The 20,266-nt window shown below is 67.0% G+C and carries 14 protein-coding genes; 12 read left to right on the forward strand and 2 right to left on the reverse strand.

Annotated elements, in window-relative coordinates:
- Nucleotides 1-26: 26 nt before the first annotated feature.
- On the forward strand, nucleotides 27-1,505 hold the full coding sequence (locus tag E6A21_RS02305) for a sensor histidine kinase (protein ID WP_138442491.1): 1,479 nt from the start codon (nucleotides 27-29) through the stop codon (nucleotides 1,503-1,505).
- Between the two features lie 161 nt (nucleotides 1,506-1,666).
- Here the strand turns inward: E6A21_RS02305 and E6A21_RS02310 are convergent, their stop codons facing one another.
- A complete protein-coding gene (locus E6A21_RS02310; protein ID WP_043127419.1) occupies nucleotides 1,667-1,915 on the reverse strand; it encodes a WhiB family transcriptional regulator in 249 nt (82 codons plus the stop codon).
- 242 nt (nucleotides 1,916-2,157) lie between these two features.
- On the opposite strand from E6A21_RS02310, the gene E6A21_RS02315 reads away from it, so the two are divergent.
- Entirely contained in the window at nucleotides 2,158-2,586 is a 429-nt protein-coding gene (locus tag E6A21_RS02315) for a hypothetical protein (protein WP_138442492.1), read from the forward strand.
- Here the strand turns inward: E6A21_RS02315 and E6A21_RS02320 are convergent.
- Nucleotides 2,549-6,544 (reverse strand): type VII secretion EssC family protein, encoded by a 3,996-nt coding sequence (locus E6A21_RS02320; protein ID WP_138442493.1) that lies wholly within the window; start codon nucleotides 6,542-6,544, stop codon nucleotides 2,549-2,551. The genes E6A21_RS02315 and E6A21_RS02320 overlap by 38 nt on opposite strands.
- A gap of 197 nt (nucleotides 6,545-6,741) precedes the next feature.
- Here E6A21_RS02320 and glf point away from each other — a divergent pair, with 197 nt between their 5' ends.
- The 10 genes from glf (at nucleotide 6,742) to E6A21_RS02370 (ending at nucleotide 20,195) form a co-directional block, all read left to right on the forward strand.
- Nucleotides 6,742-7,929, forward strand: coding sequence for a UDP-galactopyranose mutase (glf, locus tag E6A21_RS02325; RefSeq protein WP_138442494.1), 1,188 nt, complete (start codon nucleotides 6,742-6,744; stop codon nucleotides 7,927-7,929).
- Entirely contained in the window at nucleotides 7,926-9,935 is a 2,010-nt protein-coding gene (locus E6A21_RS02330) for a glycosyltransferase (RefSeq protein WP_138442495.1), read from the forward strand. The genes glf and E6A21_RS02330 overlap by 4 nt, the downstream gene beginning before the upstream one ends.
- Nucleotides 9,890-10,789 carry an ABC transporter permease gene (locus E6A21_RS02335; RefSeq protein WP_138442496.1) on the forward strand — a complete coding sequence of 300 codons (900 nt, stop codon included), beginning with the start codon at nucleotides 9,890-9,892 and terminating at the stop codon, nucleotides 10,787-10,789. The genes E6A21_RS02330 and E6A21_RS02335 overlap by 46 nt, the downstream gene beginning before the upstream one ends.
- Nucleotides 10,790-10,791: 2 nt before the next feature.
- Nucleotides 10,792-11,520 (forward strand): ABC transporter ATP-binding protein, encoded by a 729-nt coding sequence (locus E6A21_RS02340; protein WP_138442497.1) that lies wholly within the window; start codon nucleotides 10,792-10,794, stop codon nucleotides 11,518-11,520.
- Nucleotides 11,521-11,640: 120 nt separating this feature from the next.
- Nucleotides 11,641-13,653 (forward strand): DUF6541 family protein, encoded by a 2,013-nt coding sequence (locus E6A21_RS02345; protein ID WP_342777836.1) that lies wholly within the window; start codon nucleotides 11,641-11,643, stop codon nucleotides 13,651-13,653.
- Between the two features lie 73 nt (nucleotides 13,654-13,726).
- Nucleotides 13,727-15,703: a DUF6541 family protein gene (locus E6A21_RS02350; RefSeq protein WP_171041225.1), complete on the forward strand. Its 1,977-nt coding sequence runs from the start codon at nucleotides 13,727-13,729 to the stop codon at nucleotides 15,701-15,703.
- A gap of 105 nt (nucleotides 15,704-15,808) precedes the next feature.
- Nucleotides 15,809-16,795 (forward strand): UDP-N-acetylglucosamine 4,6-dehydratase (inverting), encoded by a 987-nt coding sequence (pseB, locus tag E6A21_RS02355; RefSeq protein ID WP_138442500.1) that lies wholly within the window; start codon nucleotides 15,809-15,811, stop codon nucleotides 16,793-16,795.
- A 4-nt stretch (nucleotides 16,796-16,799) separates the two neighbouring features.
- Nucleotides 16,800-17,927: an aminotransferase class V-fold PLP-dependent enzyme gene (locus E6A21_RS02360; RefSeq protein WP_138442501.1), complete on the forward strand. Its 1,128-nt coding sequence runs from the start codon at nucleotides 16,800-16,802 to the stop codon at nucleotides 17,925-17,927.
- Entirely contained in the window at nucleotides 17,924-18,676 is a 753-nt protein-coding gene (locus E6A21_RS02365; protein WP_138442502.1) for a cytidylyltransferase domain-containing protein, read from the forward strand. The genes E6A21_RS02360 and E6A21_RS02365 overlap by 4 nt, the downstream gene beginning before the upstream one ends.
- 1 nt (nucleotide 18,677) lies before the next feature.
- Entirely contained in the window at nucleotides 18,678-20,195 is a 1,518-nt protein-coding gene (locus E6A21_RS02370; RefSeq protein ID WP_138442503.1) for a bifunctional UDP-2,4-diacetamido-2,4,6-trideoxy-beta-L-altropyranose hydrolase/GNAT family N-acetyltransferase, read from the forward strand.
- Nucleotides 20,196-20,266 lie beyond the last annotated feature (71 nt).

Here is a 20,266-nt window from a genome sequence, read left to right on the forward strand (position 1 = left end):
CCTCCCTCTCATGACAAGGCGGTAGCGTGGCGCTCTTCACGGACACGATCCGGGAGCAGGCTGACTTCGGTCCAGGCGACGCCGAGTGGCTCCACCTGCTCGTGGGCGACTGGCAGCTCGTGGCCGATTTGGCTTTCGCGGATCTGGCGCTGTGGTTCCCGGATCCGAGCGAGGGCTACACCGCGCTAGCCCACGTCCGTCCCTCGACGACGCACACGGTTTTCCACGAGGATATCGTCGGGGAACGCATCCGTGGCGATCTCCGGCCTCTTGTCGACCGGGCGTGGGCCACCCAGTCGATCGAGCGCAGCCATGAGACGAGCTTCAGTTCGGAGATGGCCCTGCGCGTTGAGGCTGTCCCGTTCGTCCGGAACGGCCGGACCCTCGCCGTCGTCACGTCGCATATGGACCTCTCCAGCTCGCGCATGCCTTCGCGTCTCGAGCTGACGTACCGTCAGTGTGCCTACGACCTCCTTCGAATGGGCACCTTGGGGCTTTGGCCCGACTTCGCGTCGCCCACCGGTTCCCGCAGGGGGGCGCCTCGAGTCGGGGATGGGCTCATCCGCCTCGACGCCGACGGAATCGTCCAATACGCGAGCCCGAATGGGGTTTCGGCCTTCCGCCGCCTCGGCGGCTTCGATTCGCTCGAGGGGCGGTCGCTCGCCGAGCTGACGACCGACCTGCTGAAGGACCGCCGACTTGTGGACGAGACGCTTCCACTCGTCGTGACCGGACGCATGCCGTGGAGGAGTGAGATCGAGTCGCGAGGGGTGAGCCTCTCGCTGCGAGCCATTCCGCTTCGCGACGAGCGAGAGCGCTTCGGAGCTCTCGTTCTATGCCGCGACGTCTCCGAGCTGCGGCGGCGGGAGATGGAGCTCGTCACGAAGGACGCGACCATCCGTGAGATCCACCACCGCGTCAAGAACAACCTGCAGACCGTCGCGGCTCTCCTGCGCATGCAGTCGCGGCGTATGAAGAGCGAGGAAGGCCGCCAAGGCCTCGAGCAGGCGATGCGCCGGGTCGCGACAATCGCCCTGGTCCACGAGACCCTCTCGCAGGGGCTCGCGCAGAACGTCGACTTCGACGAGCTCATCGATCGCCAGTTCCGCCTGTCTGCGGAGGTCGCCACGGGCAACCAGCACGTTTCGACCGAGCGCGAGGGCGAGTTCGGTGGGTTGCCCAGTGACCTCGCCACCCCGCTTGCGCTGGTCATCAACGAGCTCGTCACCAACGCGGTCGAGCACGGCCTGGAGGATCGTTCTGGAACCGTGTGGCTGAGAGCGCAGCGCGGAATCGACGAATCTGGCGAGGAGACGCTGGAAGTCACGGTCGCGGACGACGGCGTGGGCTTGCCTGAGCAGCAGGGTCGCCACGAAGGCCTGGGCCTCCAGATTGTGCGCACGCTCGTCACGAGCGAGCTGGGCGGATCCATCCACTGGAGCCCGCGGTCAGGCGGAGGCACCGAAGTCACCATCATGCTCCACCCCGGCCCTCCCCGCAGCTGAGCTGGTCCTCGAAGGTCAGGTTCCGGGGCGCCGGGCGCCGAACGGCTGCCTTACGCAAGGCCCCGCATTCGGAGGTCCCGCCTTAAACGGAACCGTCCGCCGAGCTAAACGCACGGCGGACGGGGAGGTTTGCCTGTGCCCGAGGTCTCGGGCCCTAGGGATCAGGAGGCGCGGCGAGCCCTCGCGGCGCGCCGTTTGAGGGCTCGGCGCTCGTCTTCGCTCATTCCGCCCCACACGCCTGCATCCTGGCCCGACTCGAGGGCCCACTGGAGGCACGTGTCGATTACCGGGCACCGACGGCAGACGCTCTTGGCCTCCTCGATCTGGAGGAGAGCCGGGCCGGTATTCCCGACAGGGAAGAACAGTTCGGGATCCTTGTCGAGGCATGCAGCACGATCACGCCAGTCCATGGTTTTTGAAGTACTCCGTTCCGGGGGACACCGTCTTTGTGAACTTTTTCACGAGGCGTCTCAAAGCAAAGGGGCCTTTGGGGGCCCCGCGGTCAACTTCAACAAGGTTGTCACGTTAACTGTGCGTAAACAAGGGGGCCGAGGGAGGATTTGGGCCGACAGAGCGAGGGATGCGTCACATCCGATCCTTCTGCCACGACCGCTTGGCGCGGGTTCTCCTCCGCGGCCGGTAGTCTCTGGCTGTGCAGTCTTCCAGCCCCAAGGACCAGCGCCCGTCCAAACCGATCCAGCTGAGGATCCTCGTCGGGCTCGTGCTTCTCGAAGCGCTTGCCCTCCTCATCATCGCTGGCATGTACGTGGTCGAACTCGCTGCGGGGCAGGCTCACGTGTCTCCTGGGGGCGCGATCTTCACGATGCTCCTCCTCATCGTCCTCGGCGCGGGTATCGGGGTTGCGGGAATCCTGCTGTGGCGGGGCTATCGGTGGACGCGTTCGGTCGTCCTGGTCGTCCAGTTGTTTGCCGCAACGATCGGGCTTCCGACGATGTCCGGGGGCTACGTCCTCTACGGGCTCTTGATCCTCGTTCCGGCTGCGGCAGCCCTCTACCTCCTCTTCTCACGCCCTGTCTTCGCCATCACGCAGCGGCCGGTTCACGAGAACCCCCGGGACTGAGCCCGCGCTCGTCACTTCCCCCGGGGCCGACCCAACCGAGCTGCACCTCGGTCTGTTGCCCTCCGACCACCGCGATCGCGCGCCCGGGAACCACTTGTTCCAAGGGTCCCAATCGCACTCCGAATACATCGCCGTCCGCCGGGGAGCGGGGTCCGATCGCGATCCCCGCAGCGGCGGAAAGTGCGGGGAGGGGGAGTGGGGGTCTGTTGAAGGACGACGTGCCATAGCCTGCCGTGGCGATCAGGGAGACGCCCTCTTCAAGGGCCAACCGCATCCCTTCGCTGTCGTGGCGGCCCAACTGGTCGGCGTCGTCGACGAGGAGGATCGGCGCCTGCCCCGAGCGTGCGGACGCGCGCGCATCGTCCCATGCCCGCGGGAGCCTTCCGCTGAACCAGGGACCCGTGCCGGGGTTCATAGCAGGCAGCGCCTCCAAGAAGCACGTCTTCCCTGAACCCCTGTTTCCGAGGACCAACAGGAGTTCGCCTTGCCCGAGCGGAACACATAGCCGATTGCTCCGGTCCCCATGGACTCCGACCGCGAGGACGCGCCGGTGGCCTCCTCCTCGGCGCTGTCGGTCGCTGCTGCCTTCGATCGGTGCCTCCGACACTTGGGCCGCCGTCACGGAGGTTGGAAGGGGCAGAATGCGGAGCCCGGGTCTCTGGGCGGTTTCAGACGCCGGGAACGCGTTCCGCTCGGGCCGTGACGACGTGAAGCACTGGACGAGGACGGGCTCCTCGAAGCTCAGGAGGCCCATGGCTATTCCACGCGCGGGCCCGAAGGAGCCAGCGTGAAGCCGCGGCCATCCGAGGCAGGCGTCATCGGGCGTCCCGTGGGGGAGGAAGAGCCGACATCGGAACTCGCCGAAGACGCGGGCCGCGACCAGGTCTCCGTCGCCGACGACCAGAAGGACGAGCCCGGCGGACCGATGGTTTCGGATGAGCTCGTAGAGCTCACCCTCGGCATTGGAATGGGCGCTGTGCCGCAATGCGGAGACCCACCGGCTCCAACCGGTGACGATCAGGATGATGCTGGGTCGTTCGGGACCCGCCCCCGAATCCGGACCGTCCGAATCTGGACCGCCCTGTCGCACCACGGCTTCTGCGAGCCTTGCGATGACCCGGGCCGCATGCCCAACGTCGTCGAGGCGAACGTAAGCGCCAGTTCGATGATGATGTTCGAGGTGGGCGAGGGAGGCGTCGGCGTCGAGAACGTAAAGGTGTCGTGTCCGCACGCCATCCCGTAGCTGGCAGGCGATGCTTGCGAGAATCGCCCCCGCCGCGGAGGGAGGCCCACCGATGAGGGCCAGATGACCCTGTTCCTCTGGCACCCAGCGCAGCGATGCAAGGCGCTGCTCGTGCGGAAGATCCGCGATGCCGAGCAGTACTCGTCGGGCCGCTGGTCGAGGTGGGGTGGCGTCGTCGGGGAGTGAACCGGGAAGTGGAGCAGCGACCGGCCGCCGCGGAAGTCGGCCGCCCAGGGAAGTCCACGCCTCGCTTGCCGACTGCACGAAGGCTTCTGTCGACAGATACGCCTTCTCACCATGACAGGATCGTGCGGAACCCTCGCGAAGCCAGCCGACGGCGGACTGCAGCTCACTGCGGCTCAGCCGTTGGTCGGGGGCGAGCGCGAGGGCCGCGGTCTGGAATTCCACCGGCTCGCCTCCGCCAAGCGCCAGGTAGCCACGCCCGGGAAGGGCCGGCGGCACGCGGGCGGCGAGGTCGGACCCGATGACGTCCCTCGACTCGGCCGCTCCGTTGACCCGTAGGGCGATCGTGCATCCGACGTTCGCGCGGATGTCGGCCGAAACTGCGCCGTGAGGCCGTTGGGTCGCCATGATGAGATGAATTCCAAGGGATCGGCCGACGCTTGCGAGGCGGAGAAGCTCCCGCAGCGATTCCGGCTCCTCCTCCACGAGGACTCGAAACTCGTCGACGACCACGGCCAACCGCGGCAGCGGTGCGGTCTCGTCCCGGGCCGCGTAGGCGTCGATGTCGTGGCAGCCGACTTCGGCCAGGAGCCGTTCCCGCCATGTGACCTCGGCACGAAGCGAGACGAGGACCCGCCTGAGCCCCCCGCTGAGGTCGGTCACGAGGCCGACGCTGTGGGGGAGGCCCTCGAGCGGAGCGAGGCCCGCGCCTCCCTTGAAGTCGATGAGCAGGAAAGTGAGTTCGTCCGGCGAATGCCGCGCGGCCGCGCCGGCGATCATGGTCCGCAGAAGTTCGGACTTGCCCGCTCCCGTCGTCCCGGCCACAAGAAGGTGTGGGCTGTCGGCGACGAGGTCGACGTTGAGCGGCCCGGATTCGGTGACTCCCAGCGGAATCCAGCAGCCCTTTCCCCGACGGGCGCTCCAGGCTTCGGCCAGTTCTGCCTGAGCAAGGCCCACGAGCAGGTCGAGGCCGCACGAGTCGGGCAGTTTCCCGTTCGATTTGCTGCTGGCGTTCCAGGAGCTCCGCGATCCTGCTTCGCGCGCAGCCCTCTCAAAGGAAGCATGGCCGAGCAGGTCGGGGACGAACTCGGACCGAAGACCGGTGGAGGCCATGAGGCCAGCGAATTCGCCAACCTCGACCACGCGGTCGTGGTGGCTGAGGGCTCCTGCGCCGTCGACGACGCAGGCATCGTGACTCCTCGCTGCCTGCGCGAGAGCAAGCGCGCTCGCGGGCGGAGCGCCTGGCAGAAGGACGGCGACCTCCTGGCTGTCTCCCCGCGTCGGGCCGTGGGCAGACGAGACGACTGCCTCGCCGTCTCTCATGACGTGGGTCCGGGGCAGGTAACGGGCTGCAAGCCGCAGCTCGTCGGAACCTCCCATGAGACGGACCCGGATTCGCTTCGCCCCCGGAAGGAGAGCGAGCTGCAGCAGAAGGAAGCGCACGAGTCCTTCCACTTCGGCCTCCCCTCCCGCCAGCCCGACCGTTCCTGCGACTTCCATGACGAGTGGTGCCCGCGGATGCGGCGGCAGGGGGGATGCCAGAGGAGGCTCAATCCTGATGTCGGGCTGTAGCTGCGCGGTGCCGAGGCGGACCAGGACCGCCTCGTCGTTCGGCAGCGCCGGCTGGCGGTCGGCGGGCCTCGCCCGTGAGGCGAGGCAGAGCTGGGCAGGGTCTGGGGCCGCTGCAACCCTCCGCACCACATCGCGTTCGACGGCGGTGGCCAGCTGCCGTTTGAAAAGGCGCCGCTCCTTGAGCCCCTCGGCGAGGGGGAGTGCCAAGGAGACGAGGGACATCGCGGAGAAGGCAAGGAACATCCATTGGCCGAAGAAGACGGCCAGCCCGAGGCCCACGGCGAGTGGCGCGACGCCCAATGCGATCAGCGTCGTCGTCCTTTGGGGCGGGTTGCGGCGAACGATGTGGAGGGATTCTCCGTGGGGAGACCCGCCACGCGGGTCCAGGATCGACTCGCCTTCGAATTCGAGGCTGCAGACGCTCGTCCCGACCGTGAACTCCTGCCCAGTCTCGAGCGTGGCATCACGCACGCGCCGGGTTCCGAGCCAAGTCCCGTTGGAGCTCCCACAGTCGACCAGCCGGACCACCGTGTCGGTGACGTGGAGCTCGGCATGATGACGGGAGAGCTCCGGGTCGGGAAGGCCTACGGCGCCGGGGCGCTCCCGCTCTTCGCCCTCAGATCGGCCCAGTCGGTGGACTCCGCGTCCGAGATGGATGAGGCGGCCCGCGGCAGGACCGCTGCGAACGGCGAGGATGAGGCCTCCCGCGAGCCGCGCCGTCGTCCTCGAATCCGCTTGGCCGCCCAACAGGAGGGCTCCGTTCGCGAGGGGCGGCTGGCCGACGACGAGCGAATCGAGCGTGCGGCCTTCCACGGTGATTCCTGTCACCCCGTAGGCCTCCTCGACCAGAGCTGCGAGCTCGCGTCCGGCCGCACCGTCCGGCAGTCTCGCTACGAGTTCCTTCCGCTCGCGAGGCCCGGGCCCTCGTCCCGGAGCGATCAGCGTTACGTGCAGTTCCATGGCCCCCCAGTTCCGTCCTACTGAGAGGCTACGGAAGCTGTGCGGCTTCTCCCTGCGCGCGAGCTCCCTATGTGGACAACGGCTCGGGGCACGGAGGCGACGCTGGCTGGAAGGCGGCTTCAGTGTCGTCCGGTAGTCTTGGACCGCAGGAAGGCCGGTGCCAGCGGCATCGGCGTGCCCCGATTACAGGAGAATTTGTGGACGCTGATCTCGTCGTCGTCGGATCCGGCTTCTTCGGCCTCACAGTGGCCGAGCGCGCAGCCAAGGAGCTCGGACTCAAGGTCACGGTGATCGACCGCCGCCATCACATCGGGGGCAATGCCTACAGCGAGGACGATGCCCAGACGGGCATCGAAGTGCACCGCTACGGGGCTCACCTTTTCCACACCTCGAACCAGCGGGTGTGGGACTACGTCAACCAGTTCACGACCTTCACGAACTATGTGCATCGGGTCTATGGCGTGCACAAGGGAGAGGTCTTCCCCCTGCCGATCAACCTCGGCACGATCAACCAGTTCTTCCGGGCGAACTATTCGCCCTCGGAAGCCCGTGCTCTCATCGCGGAGCAGGCCGGCGAGCTCGCGGGCACTGACCCGCAGAACCTCAATGACAAGGGGATCCAGCTCATCGGACGCCCGCTGTACGAGGCGTTCATCAAGCACTACACGGGCAAGCAATGGCAGACGGATCCGAAGGACCTGCCTGCCGGGATCATCTCGCGCCTTCCCGTCCGCTACACGTACGACAACCGCTACTTCAACGACATCTACGAGGGCTTGCCCACCAACGGCTACACCGCGTGGATCGAGCGGATGGCGGACCACCCCAACATCACTGTCCAGCTGAACACGGACTTCTTCGACGAGTCGCAGCCGGTCAGCAAGGGCAATGTGGTCGGCAATGTGCCCGTTGTCTACACCGGACCGGTCGACCGCTACTTCGACTACAAAGAGGGCGACCTCTCGTGGCGCACGATCGACTTCGAGGAAGAGGTCCTCGAAGTCGGCGATTTCCAAGGGACGTCCGTCGTCAACTACAACGACCCGGACGTGCCGTTCACGCGCATCATCGAGCCGCGCCACTTCCACCCGGAGCGCAACTACCAGGCCGAGAAGACCGTCGTCATGCGCGAATTCTCGCGTTTCGCGGAGAAGGGCGACGAGCCCTACTACCCGATCAACACGGAGGCGGACCGCGCCAAGCTCCTCGCGTACCGCGACTTGGCGAAGTCTGAGAGCTCGGTCCTGTTCGGCGGCCGGCTGGGAACTTACAAGTACCTCGATATGCACATGGCCATCGGCTCGGCGCTGAGCATCTTCGACAACAAGATCAAGCCGCATTTTGCAGGCGGCGAGGCACTCGTCAGCGGAGGCGTGGACGAATGACGGCAGTTGACGTCAAAGAGGTTGTGAACGAGGAGTCCCCGCAGGAGTGGCAGACGCTCCAGCGGGTGATCCTGCCGCCCCAGGCCCAGATGGACACCGTGCCCCTCTACGTGGACATGGGCACGGCGACCGGAGTCCAGCTTCCGACGACGGGGGACGCCACCAGCGACCGCGAGCGCCGGCCCCGCACTATCAGCAGTCCTGCCCGCGAGGCACATGCCGAGGACTTCGTCTCCCGCTTCTCGATGACGGTCCGACCCGGCGACCGAGTGTCCTTCGGCACGTACTTCAACGCGTTCCCCGCCAGCTACTGGCGGCGTTGGACCAACGTCGAGTCCGTCCGGCTCAGCATCGCAACCGAGGGCGCCGGTGCTGTGGTGGTCTACAAGTCGAACTCCCGCGGTTCCCTCCAGCGCGTCGACTCGCAGCGGGTCGAGGGGCAGACGACGACGGCGTTCGACCTTTCGCTCAAGCCGTTCGGCGACGGCGGCTGGTACTGGTTCGACATCGTGGCCGGGGCGGAGCCCGTTGAGCTCCTCCAGGCCGAATGGCAGACGCAGGGCCCGGCACCGCGCCGCGGAAGCGTGACGCTTCAGATCACGACGCTCAACAAGACGGACTTCTGCCTCAACAACCTGCGCCTGCTTGCCCAGGACGAGGAGGCGCTCGAGGCTCTCCAGGAGATCCTCATCGTGGATCAGGGCACCCAGAAGGTAGCCCAGGCCGAGGGCTTCGACGAAGTCAAGGCGCAGTTGGGTGCCCGGCTCCGGATCATCGAGCAGAGCAACCTCGGCGGGTCAGGGGGCTTCTCCCGTGGCATGTACGAGGCCGTGGCCAACGGCAGCGACTATGCCCTCCTCATGGACGATGACATCGTCGTGGAGACGGAGAGCATCCTTCGGCTCGTGACGTTCGCGGATCGCTGCAAGACGCCGACCCTCGTGGGCGGCCACATGTTCGACCTGTTCAACCGGACAGTCCTCCACACCTTCGGCGAGATCGTCAACCCCTACCGGATCCAGCCCGCGCTGCCCAGCGACGAGATGGAGCTCGGCCACGACTTCATGGTGTCGAACCTGCGGCAGACGCCGTGGCTCCACCGTCGGTGCGACGTCGACTACAACGGCTGGTGGATGTGCCTCATCCCGACGTCGGTCATCCGGGAGATCGGGCTCTCCCTGCCCATCTTCATCAAGTGGGACGATGCCGAATACGGCCTGCGGGCCAAGGAACGCGGCTTCCCCACCGTATCGATGCCCGGCGCCGCAGTCTGGCACGTCTCCTGGATCGACAAGGACGATCTGGTGGGATGGCAGGCCTACTTCCATACCCGGAACCGTGCCCTCACCGCCTTGCTCCACAGCCCCTATGAGCTCGGCGGCCGCGTGATCCGAGAGCTCCAGCAGGACGACATCAAGCACCTCGTCTCGATGCAGTACGCCACGGTGCAGGGCCGGGAGTGGGCTATTCAGGACCTGCTTGCGGGCCCGGGGTCGCTCCGCGGCCTCCTCGAGACGAAGCTTCCCGAGATCCGGAAGATGCTTTCGGAGCACACGGACGCGGTGTTCAAGCCTGACCCCGATGCCTTCCCAGCGCCCCGCATGGCGAAGCCCCCGAGGCACGGCCAGGGCTTCAGCCGGCCGAACAAGGCCGTGCTCGTGCCATGGGCGCTCAAGACCGTGGCCCGGCAGCTCGTCAAGCCAGTCGTCGATACGAGCAGGGAGCGACCGCAGGCGAACGTTCCCCACATGGACAACAAGTGGTGGCGCATGTCGCAGTACGATTCGGCGGTCGTCTCCAATGCCGAGGGAACAGGTGCGTCCTGGTACAAGCGCGATCCGCACGTCATGCGTCGCATGCTCGCCGAGAGCGCGAAGCTCCATGGTGAGCTCCTGGCCCGCTGGCGCTCGCTTGCAGCCGAGTACAAGGGCGCTCTGCACGATCTGACGTCGATCGAGTCATGGAAGAAGACGTTCGACGAACATACGCTGAGCGACTCCCGGTGAGCAGCGTCGAGCAGTTGGTCAGGCCCGGAGTCGGAGCGGGCCTGGCCGACACTTTCCGTTCGCGATTCCTGCTCAAGCTCTTGGTCCGGAAGGAGCTGAAGGTCCGCTACCGCGGTTCGGTACTGGGCCTCCTGTGGTCGTACGTGAAGCCGGGCGTCCAGTTCCTCGTGTTCTATCTGGCGCTCGGAGTCTTCCTCGGCCTCAACAAGGGCACCGAGAACTACGCCGTGTACCTGTTCTCGGGGATCATCCTGATCAACTTCTTCAGCGAAGCTCTTGGGAATGCGGCCCGGTCGATCGTGGGCAACGGCGGCCTGATCAAGAAGATCTATCTGCCCCGGGAGTTGTTCCCTGTTGCTTCGGTATGGGTCTCGGGAGTGCACTTCTTCCCACAGCTCGTGGTGCTCGTTGTCGCGTGTGTGTTCTCGGGATGGCATCCGTCATTGCTCCAGTTGGCGGCCGCTGTTGCCGGGTTCGTCATCGTGGCGCTCCTTGCCACAGGCCTCGGCCTCTTCTTCGGCGCCGTGAACGTGTACTTCCGCGATTTCGAAAACATCGTCGACCTCCTCCTCATGGTGGTGACGTGGGCTTCGCCCGTCCTCTATGTGTGGACGATGGTGAGGAACACTTTGGGGTCGGCCTTCTTCACGGTGTACCAGGCCAATCCGATCACCATCGCGGTCGAGATCTACCACTACGCGTTCTGGTATCCGACGACGAGTGGAACGGCTCAGCTTCCCCCGCATCTCGTTGAAATCTGGCTTCCCGTCGGACTCGCCGTGTCCCTCGCGGTGGTCTTCATCGGCCAGTTCACCTTCCGGCGGCTTGAAGGCCGCTTCGCCCAGGAGCTCTGAGCGTGGCCACCGCGATAGAAGTCCGCAACATCAGCAAGCAGTTCGTGCTCCGCCACACTCGCTCGCTCAAAGAGGCGCTCGTGTGGCTTCTCAAGGGGCGTCGCGGCGATCTGAGCCAGAAGTTCTTCGCCCTGCACGACGTTTCGCTGACCGTGGAGCAGGGGGAGAGCGTAGCGCTCCTCGGCTTCAACGGATCTGGCAAGTCGACGCTGCTCAAGCACATCTCAGGGGTCATGACCCCCGATTCCGGGACGGTCCGGACGAGGGGTCGCGTCGCGGGCCTCATCGAGGTGGGAGCCGGATTCCACCACGACCTGACGGGACGCGACAACGTCTACCTGAACGGCGCGATCCTCGGTATGAGCGAGGAACAGATCAACGAGCGCTTCGACTCGATCATCGAGTTCTCGGAGATCGGCGAGTTCATCGACACCGAGGTCAAGTTCTACTCGTCCGGCATGTACTTGCGCCTGGCGTTCTCGGTCGCGGTGCACACGGACCCTGAGGTGTTCCTCGTCGACGAGATCCTCGCGGTGGGCGACGAGCCCTTCCAGCGGAAGTGCATTGCAAAGATCAAGGAGCTCGCGGCCGAGGGCAAGACGCTCGTGGTCGTGAGCCATGACTTGGACCTCATCCCCCAGATCTGCGAGCGGGGCGTCCTCCTCGAGAAGGGGAGGGTCGTTCTGGATGGGCCGGTAGAGGAAGTGGTCGGGGAACTGCGACGGCGTTGAACTGGGGCCTGATGGCGGTGCGTCGAGGTCCTGAGTGACCTGCGGCGGTTAATTCACGGGGAGAATAGTGTGTGGCTCGAGGCATTAGTGCCAGCGGTGGCGGCGTTGTTGCTGTCAGCCGTGCCCGGACTGGTCGTGGCCTGGTCCGGTGGGTTCCGCGGCTACGCGGCGATTGGCTTGGGCCCGCTGCTGAGTGCGGTCCTGATCGCAGGAACGGCCGTCGTCGCGCCTTGGGTGCACCTCCGCTGGGGGGTACTCCCTCTCCTTCTCGCAACACTTGCCGCTGCACTCCTACTGTGGGGAATCCGGGCCGGCGCGGCGAGGCTTCGTCCAATCCCGTGGACGCAACGCGTCAACCGGCGGTCGGTGGGTGCCGTTCGGCTCGAGAGCGCCCCGCGCAGCCGCGCGACGTCCAAGGCGGCTCCTTCATCGTCCGGCGTCTTCCGCCTGAGGGTCAGCTGGGCGACCTTGCTCGGACTGGCAGCGAGTGTTGCTGTCCTCGGTTGGAGACTGACGTCGATCTTCCGGTCGCCTGAGTACGTGTCGCAGACGGCGGACAACGTCTTCCATCTGAACGCGGTGCGTTTCATCCTTGACGGCGGGAATGGATCATCGCTCTCACTCGGGGCAGCCGGAGGATCCGGGCCATCGCTCTACCCCGGCGGATGGCACGATCTTGTGGCGCTGGTTGTCCAGACCACCGGCTCGTCCATTCCCGTAGCGGTGTCAGCCGTCAATCTCGTCATCGGAGCCGTGCTCTGGCCCCTCTCCGTCATCTTCATGGCTCGGATCCTCTTCGGTCACGCGAAGATCGTGGACCTCTCGGCCGGAGTTCTTGCCTTCTGCTTCAGCGCTTTCCCGTATCTGCTGATCGACTGGGGAGTCCTCTACCCGAACTACTACGGGATGGCGGTGCTCCCGGCTCTGCTCGGTCTCGGCGCGCTCGTAGCGAAGGCCCCGCGGCTGAGACTCGATTTCGGCCTGTCGCTGGCCGTCGTCTTCACAGTCAGCTGTCTTGGCCTGCTCATTGTGCATCCGAATACCGTGCTCACGGCGGGTGTCATCATCGTGCCCCTGTGGGTAGCACGGTTGTGGGGACGACTCCGGGTCCGTGGAAGTGGCGTCCGCGCCACACGACGCCTGCGGTTGGGTGCCCTCCTGTGCCTCGCTGCGGTCCTCATCGTCTCGGCTGTCGTGTGGATCGTGCTGCGACCGTTCCCGCTGAACAGGTTCGACATCACATGGCCGCCCTACGAGACCCCTGGGCAGGCGCTGGGTGAATTCCTTCTGACCACCCACAGCGGTTGGCTACCTGGATACGCGACCTCCGTTCTCTTCATCGCGGGGCTCTACTTCGCGGCCAAGAGGAGGGGATCTCGCTGGCTCGTCGTCGCTGCCACGATCTGGGCGGTCCTCCTGGTATCCGTTGCCGGGTACCAGACCTCGTACTTCAGGGGTCTGCTGACGGGCGGCTGGTACACCGACTTCAAACGCATCGCTGCCGGTGCAGCCGTCATGGCGCTGATTGTCGGCGTCGGATTTGTGAAGACAGCGACTGTCATGACCAAGATCAGCCTCTGGCGGCACACGCCGCTCGGGCCCGGGATCCGTCGTCTGGCAACGTCTCTCGTCGCCGTCGTCGCCCTGATCGCCGTAGGCGCCGTCTCCCAGACGACGAACGTTCCCCAGGCGGCGTCGCACGCCCAGACGAATTACAGTCTGGCCCCTGGATCGCCGATCATGTCGGCCGACGAACTTGCCCTGTACAAGAAGATCGACGACATCGTTCCCGCCGGAAGCACAATTGCCGACAACCCGTGGGACGGGAGTGCGTGGGCGTATTTCGTCTCGGGGAGACAGGTCCTCTTTCCCCATGTACTGACACCGTGGACGCCTGATCGGGGCATCATTGCGAGGATGCTGAATCAGGCCGCAGACAATCCTCTGGTCTGCACGGCGGTTCGCCGGCTGAACGTGCATTACGCGCTCACATCGGATGAGCTCATCTACCTTCCGGGGAATCCGAGCACTTACCGATATCCGGGAATGGCGGGGCTCGAGCTTGCAAAGGGCTTCGAGCTCGTCGCGTCAGTCGGCGAGAACCACCTCTACAAGATCACGGCCTGTTGGTGACTTCGCCTAGCTGCAGCGCCGTGCGAGAAAGGACGGGAACCCCGTGGATTGGCTGAGTATTGGTCCCGTTGTCATGGTGGCCTTGCTGCTTCTGATCCTTCCCGGCGCTGGCCTCGGCCTGGCCGCAGGGCTCCGCGGCTTTGCGGTGCCGGCGCTTGCTCCGGCACTGTCCCTCTCCATTGTCGCGATCGCCTCGACCGTCACGCCGTGGGTCCACATGAAGTGGTCGCTCTGGCCGGTTCTCGTGACGGCGGTCGTCCTCGTCGGAGTCTTTGCCGTGGTACGCAGGTGGCTTCGGAGATTCGATCGCGACGGGCTGCAGACTGCGTTCGCCCGAAGGTCTTGGCGCGCTTCGATGGGCCCTGCGCTCATCTTTCTGATCGCGGTGGCAATTCCCGCCATCCTGCTCGCAAAGAACCTTGTCTTCGCATTCGACAGGCCGGACAGCTTTTCCCAGACATTCGACAACGTCTTCCATCTCAACGCGCTGCAATACATTAGGGAGACGGGGTCGGCCTCGTCCTTGAGCGTAGGCCGCATGGCCGACAGCTCCTACTACCCGGCTGGTTGGCACGCGCTGGTCTCGCTCGTAGGGTCGGTCAGCTCGTCGGGCATTCCCGAGTCTGTCAATGCGACGAATCTCGTGATCGGCGCGCTGGTCTGGCCGCTCTCGATGCTCTACCTCGTCTGGCGCCTGGTCGGTGCAAGGCCACTGGTCCTCTTGGCCGGAGGAGCGCTCTCGGCGTGCTTCGCCGCATTCCCGTTGCTGATGGTCTACTTCGGGGTCCTCTATCCCAATTTCTTGGCTTTGGCGGTTCTTCCGGCCTGCGTGGGGCAGCTTCACCACGCATTGGGGCTGGGGCGGCAGCCTCGGGAGAACTTCTGGCTTGCGTGGATCCTCCTTGCCGCCGCCGCCGTCGGAATGACCGTGACGCACCCCAGCGCACTCCTTGCGCTCGTTGCGACGAGCGCAGCGCCAGTCTTCATGGTGTACCTGCGGCGGGTGACGCCGCTCGTGCGCGACGGTCTCTTGTTGCGACTCCCTGTTGTCGTGCCTTCGGTTGCCCTCCTGGCCGGAGTCGCCGTGGCGGGCGTCGCGTGGAAGGTCCTTCGGCCTGATCCTGCGGCTGCCCTATGGCCGCCGACCCAGACGGTTGCGCAGGCTGTCGGAGAGGCACTGGCGGTCTCTCCGATGCGCGCGGAGCCAGTATGGATCGTTGTCGGCCTTGTTGTTGTAGGCCTTTACCGATGTGTCCGTCGCCCGGGTCACCGCGCTCCCCTCTGGCTCTTCGTTGTGCTCGCTGGACTCTATGTCGTGGTGTCCAGCTTCGACGAGGGGAGGATCCGCAGCTTCCTTGTCGGCGTCTGGTACAACGACAGCTTCCGTCTGGCGGCGATGCTTCCGATGGCCGCCATTCCGCTCGCTGTCGAAGGCTTCGTGCAGCTGAGCGATTGGCTGCAATCGGGGCTGCGAGCGGCGGCCGACCTGCGCAGGCAGATGCGTTCGAGGGCAGTGCTGTCGCTCCGAGTCAGGAACGTGGCCCGAGCGGCCGGATTGGCGATCGTTGTTGTCGGACTTGTCCTCACTTCGCAGACCGGCCAGGTTCGGAAGCTAGAGCTTTCGACCAGGAGCCTCTACGAGGTGCGGCCCGATTCCCCGCTCGTGAATTCGGACGAGCTCGCGCTCCTGGAGCGTCTGGACAGGGAGGTGCCGCAGGGCGCAGTCCTTGCTGGAAGCCCGTGGACGGGGACGGCGCTTGCCTACGCACTGGCTGATCGGAAGACGCTGCAGCTGCACATTCTCTCGGCTACCGGCCCGGAAGTCGATGCCATCGACGCCGGTCTCCGCGACGCTCCAGCAAATGCGGCCGCCTGCAAGGCCATCGAGGATCTGCACGTCCGGTACGTCCTCGACTTCGGGACTCAGGAGGTCCACTATCAAGACCACCCGTACCACGGCGTCGAAGACCTTCAGGGCTCCCCGGCTGTCCAGCTGATCGACCAGCAGGGGTCTGCGCGGCTCTACAAGGTCGTCGCGTGTCAGGGTTGACGTCACAAGTCGCGCACAGGTTGCGTTGGTAACGTGATCTTCATTCCGGCGGAGCCGAGCCCCGCTGGGTGCAGTGGTCCGACGAAATCAAGGTGGTTGCAGAGCATGTCCCTTCTCGAGGGCTCGTCCGTTCTGATTACGGGGGGAACAGGATCTCTCGGGAAGGCGCTCATCAGGGAGCTGCTCGATCATCATGGTGTCCGTCGGCTTGTGGTCTTCAGCCGTGACGAGCTCAAGCAGCTCGAGGTGCGGAACATGTTCGACAACGATCCGCGGCTTCGCTGGTTCATCGGGGACGTGCGTGACCGGGACCGTCTGCATCGTGCGTTCCACGGGCTCGACTATGTGATCCACGCCGCGGCGCTGAAGCAGGTCGACACCGCGGAGTACAACCCGTTCGAGTATGTGCGGACGAATGTGGGGGGCTCTCAGAACGTCATCGATGCTGCCATCGACGCCGGGGTGAAGAAGGTCGTGGCCCTTTCCACGGACAAGGCCTCGAGCCCGGTGAACCTGTACGGTGCGACGAAGCTGTGCGCGGACCGCCTGTTCATCTCCGGCAACCACTACGCGGCGGCCTACGACACTCGCTTCTGCGTTGTGCGCTACGGGAATGTCATGGGTTCGCGTGGGTCGATCGTGCCGATCTGGAGGCGCCTGGCGGCGGAGGGCAAGTCCCTTCCGGTGACCGACAAGCGCATGACCCGCTTCTGGATCACCTTGGACCAGGCGGTGAGATTCGTCCTCGATTCGTTCGAGATGATGCAGGGCGGGGAGCTCTATGTGCCGAAGATCCCCTCGATCCGTCTCATGGACCTCGCCGCGGCGGTGGACCGCAACGCGGCGATCCACGAGATCGGGATCCGTCCGGGGGAGAAGCTGCACGAGGAGATGATCGCGGCCGACGATTCCCGGCGCACCGTCTCGGTCGAGGGCCGTTACATCGTGACCCCCCATCTCGTCGGCTGGAAGTACGAGGTCCCCGAGGGCGCTGTGCCGGTGCGGGAGGGGTGGAGCTACCAGTCGGACGGGAACGAGGTGTTCCTTTCTGTCGAGGAGCTCGAGGCGATGATTGCGGCAGAGGGGTTCTGAGCGGATGCTGCCGTACGGTCGCCAGTCGATCAGCGAGGCCGACATCCGGGCGGTCGCCGAGGTGCTGCGGGGGGACTGGCTGACGACGGGCCCGAAGGTCGAGGAGTTCGAGCGGGCGCTCTCGTTGGTCGCGGGCGGTTCGGAGGCCGTTGCGGTCACGTCGGGGACGGCGGCCCTGCACGTCGCGTATGTGGCCGCGGGCGTCCAGGGGGGCGACGAAGTCGTGACGACTCCCCTGACCTTCGTGGCCACGGCCGCGGCGGCGGCCATAGCGGGGGCGAGGATCGTCTTCGCTGACATCGACCCCGCGACCGGCAATCTGGACCTGGGCTCGGCCGAGGCGGCCATGACGTCGCGCACCCGGGTGGTCGCCGCGGTCGACTACGCGGGGCTCCCGGTCGATGCCGGGGCGTTCGCGGCGATGGCCCACCGCCACGGTGCGCTCTTCCTCGAGGACGCGGCGCACTCGATCGGTTCGGTCCTGGGCGGGGTGCCGGTCGGCGCCGCCGCGGACCTGACGACGTTCTCGTTCTTCCCGACCAAGAACATGACGACGGCGGAGGGCGGCGCCGTCGTCAGCCCCGACGCCGGGCTGGCGGCCAGGGCGCGCCGCTTCAAGGGGCAGGGGCTCGTGCGGGACCGCGGCGCGCTGCGGTTCCCGGACGAGGGCCCGTGGCACCAGGAGGTGCACGAGTTCGGCCTGAACTACCGCCTGCCCGATGTGCTGTGCGCGCTGGGCATCAGCCAGCTTGCCCGCCTGGGCGAGTTCCGTCGTCGTCGCCAGCAGGTCCACGACGCGTACAACCGGGCGTTCGCGGGGAATCCGGAGCTGACCGTGCCGGGAACGGTCGAGGGGGCGGTGCCCGCGTGGCACCTCTACCCGCTGCGCGTCGAGGCCGCTCGCCGCAGGGCCGTCTTCGAGGAGCTCCGTCGGCGGGGGATCGGGGTGCAGGTCAACTACATCCCGGCGTACTGGCATCCCGTCTTCGAGGACCTCGGGTACCGTCGGGGGATGTGCCCGGCGGCCGAGGAGTACTACAGCCGGGAGATCTCCCTGCCGCTGTTCCCGGGGCTCACCGACGGGCAGGTGGAGATGGTGATCGAGAACGTCCTGGAGGTCGTCGGGTCATGACCGCGTCCGATGGCAGGGCCGCTCGGGTCGTCGCGGTCGTGCAGGCCCGCATGCAGTCGACCCGGCTGCCGGGCAAGGTCCTCCGGGACCTCGGCGGCGAGCCGGTGCTCGCCTGGGTGCTCCGGGCGGCCCGTGCCGCGGAGGGCGTGGACGAGGTCGTGGTGGCGACCTCGACCGAGGCCGCCGACGACGCCGTCGCCGCGTTCGCCGAGGAGCACGGCACCCGGGCGGTGCGGGGCAGCCAGGACGACGTCCTCGGCCGCTTCCTCCTCGCCGCCGGGGAGTCCGGGGCCGACGCGGTCGTCCGCCTGACCGCGGACTGCCCGCTGCTGGACCCAGCCGTCATCTCCCAGGCGGTCGCGCTGTGGCGGCTCGATCCCACGCTCGACTACGTCTCGACGACGCAGGACCGGTCCCTTCCGCGCGGGCTCGATGTCGAGGTCGCGGCGGTCTCGGCCCTGCGGGCGGCCGACGCGCGGCGCGAGCCGCACCACCGTGCGCACGTGACGAGTGCGCTGTACGAGGAGGGCTCGGGCTTCGGGCTCGCCTCCCTGTCCTTCCGGCCGCCCTCCGACCGGCTCCGGGTGACCCTGGACACCGAGGACGATGCCCGGCTGCTGGACGAGCTGGCCGCCCTGCTGCCCGCGCGGCCGCCGCGGTGGCGCGACGTCGTCCGGATCCTGGCCGGGCGGCCGGACATCGTCGCGCTCAACGCGCACGTCGAGCAGAAGCCCCTCCTGGAGGGCTGACGTGCGCGTCCTCCTCCGCTGCGATTCCGCGAAGACCCAGGGGCTCGGCCACGTCGTGCGCTGCGTGGCCGTGGGGGAGGCCGCCCGCGAGGCCGGCTGGGACGTGATCGCGGCAGGGGATGTCGAGAGCCCGCTGGGGCGCCGGCTCCTCGGAGGGGTGGCCGGCCGGCTGTTCCCTCGGCCCCCTGATGCCGAGGCACTGGCGCGCCTTGCCCGGCAGGAGGGCGTCGACGTCGTCCATCTCGACACCTACGACGACGAGGGGGACGTCCGTGCCCGGCTCGCCGAGGCGGGGGTCCTGCTCTCGTCCGTCGAGGACGGCTCCTTCGGGCGCCGCCCGGCCGATCTCGCCATCGATCCCTCGGCCGGGGCGGAATCCGGGTGCCGCCCCGAGGACGGCACGCTGCGCCTCGCGCGGGGCGCCGGCTTCATTCCGGTGCGTGCCCTCGTCCGCGAGCTGCGGTCCGCGCCCCGCAGGCCGCCAGAGGGGTTCGGGGCCGCGGGGGAGCGGCCTGCGGTCGTGACGGTGCTCGGCGGGACCGACGCGCGCGACGCGACGGCGGCCGTGGTGCGCCTGTGGGCCGAGACCGGCGTCCCGTCGCACTGCACCGCCGTGGTGCCGGGCGGCCGCGCCGTCGAGGTGGGCGGCCTGCCGGACGGGCTCACCCTCGAGGTCGTGGAGCAGTCGGGCGAGCTGCCGCGCCTGTTCGCAGGGGCAGACCTGGTCATCAGCGGTGCCGGCACGACGATCTGGGAGCTCGCCGCGCTCGGGGTGCCGATGGCACTCATCCAGCTCGTCGAGAACCAGCGGCAGAACTATGCCTTCGCCGTAGGCCGTGGGATGGCCGCCGGCCTGGGCGCCTTCGGCGAAGATCCGGACGCGGCCGCACGGACCCTCCGCCAGGTCCTCTCGGACCCCGGGCTGCGGGCCCGGCTCGCCGCCGCCGCGCGGTCCATCGTCGACGGCGAGGGCGCGGCCAGGATCGTGGGCCTGTGGCAGGAGGTCCGTGCGAGCCGCGAAGGCGTCGCCGTCCGGTCCGCGACGCCCTCGGACGCGGCCCAGCTCTTCCATTGGCGCAACGACCCCTCGGTCCGGTCCGTCTCGCGCTCCACGGGCGAACTGCAATGGGATGGACACCTCGCATGGCTGGCACGATCGCTGGAACGGACGGACGTCGTGCTCCTCATGGCCGAGGCGGACGGGGCCGCCGCCGGGACGGTGCGGTTCGACGCCCTCGGCGTGCACGACTGGGAGGTTTCGATCACCCTCGCACCGTCCGCGCGGGGGAGGGGACTCGCGAGGGCAGTCCTGAGGGCAGCCGAGGAGCGGTTCCTCCGCGACCATCCCGAGGCCACCACCCTCCACGCCGTCATGCGCGCATCCAACGAGCCGTCCCACCGGCTGTTCCTCGGAGCGGGCTACGCGAGCGCCCCGGAGGCGCCGGAGGGCACGGACGACGGCGCGTGGCACCGGCTCGTGAAGGACGCGCCGGAGCGCCCCCAGCGAAACGAGGGATGACGGTGTGACGCATCACAGCGTAAATATGCTCTGAAATGCTGCGTTATCCTTTCCTTGCTGCCTCGTCAAGT

Source organism: Sinomonas susongensis, assembly GCF_005877005.1.
GTDB classification, from domain to species: Bacteria; Actinomycetota; Actinomycetes; order Actinomycetales; family Micrococcaceae; genus Sinomonas; species Sinomonas susongensis.

Coding starts and splice junctions, on each gene's coding strand:
- E6A21_RS02350 (WP_171041225.1), top strand. CDS start 13,727: ATGGTGGCCTTGCTGCTTCTGATCCTTCCCGGCGCTGGCCTCGGCCTG.
- pseB (WP_138442500.1), top strand. CDS start 15,809: ATGTCCCTTCTCGAGGGCTCGTCCGTTCTGATTACGGGGGGAACAGGA.
- E6A21_RS02310 (WP_043127419.1), bottom strand. CDS start 1,915: ATGGACTGGCGTGATCGTGCTGCATGCCTCGACAAGGATCCCGAACTG.
- E6A21_RS02365 (WP_138442502.1), top strand. CDS start 17,924: ATGACCGCGTCCGATGGCAGGGCCGCTCGGGTCGTCGCGGTCGTGCAG.
- E6A21_RS02335 (WP_138442496.1), top strand. CDS start 9,890: ATGGAAGAAGACGTTCGACGAACATACGCTGAGCGACTCCCGGTGAGC.
- E6A21_RS02360 (WP_138442501.1), top strand. CDS start 16,800: ATGCTGCCGTACGGTCGCCAGTCGATCAGCGAGGCCGACATCCGGGCG.
- E6A21_RS02320 (WP_138442493.1), bottom strand. CDS start 6,544: ATGGAACTGCACGTAACGCTGATCGCTCCGGGACGAGGGCCCGGGCCT.
- E6A21_RS02330 (WP_138442495.1), top strand. CDS start 7,926: ATGACGGCAGTTGACGTCAAAGAGGTTGTGAACGAGGAGTCCCCGCAG.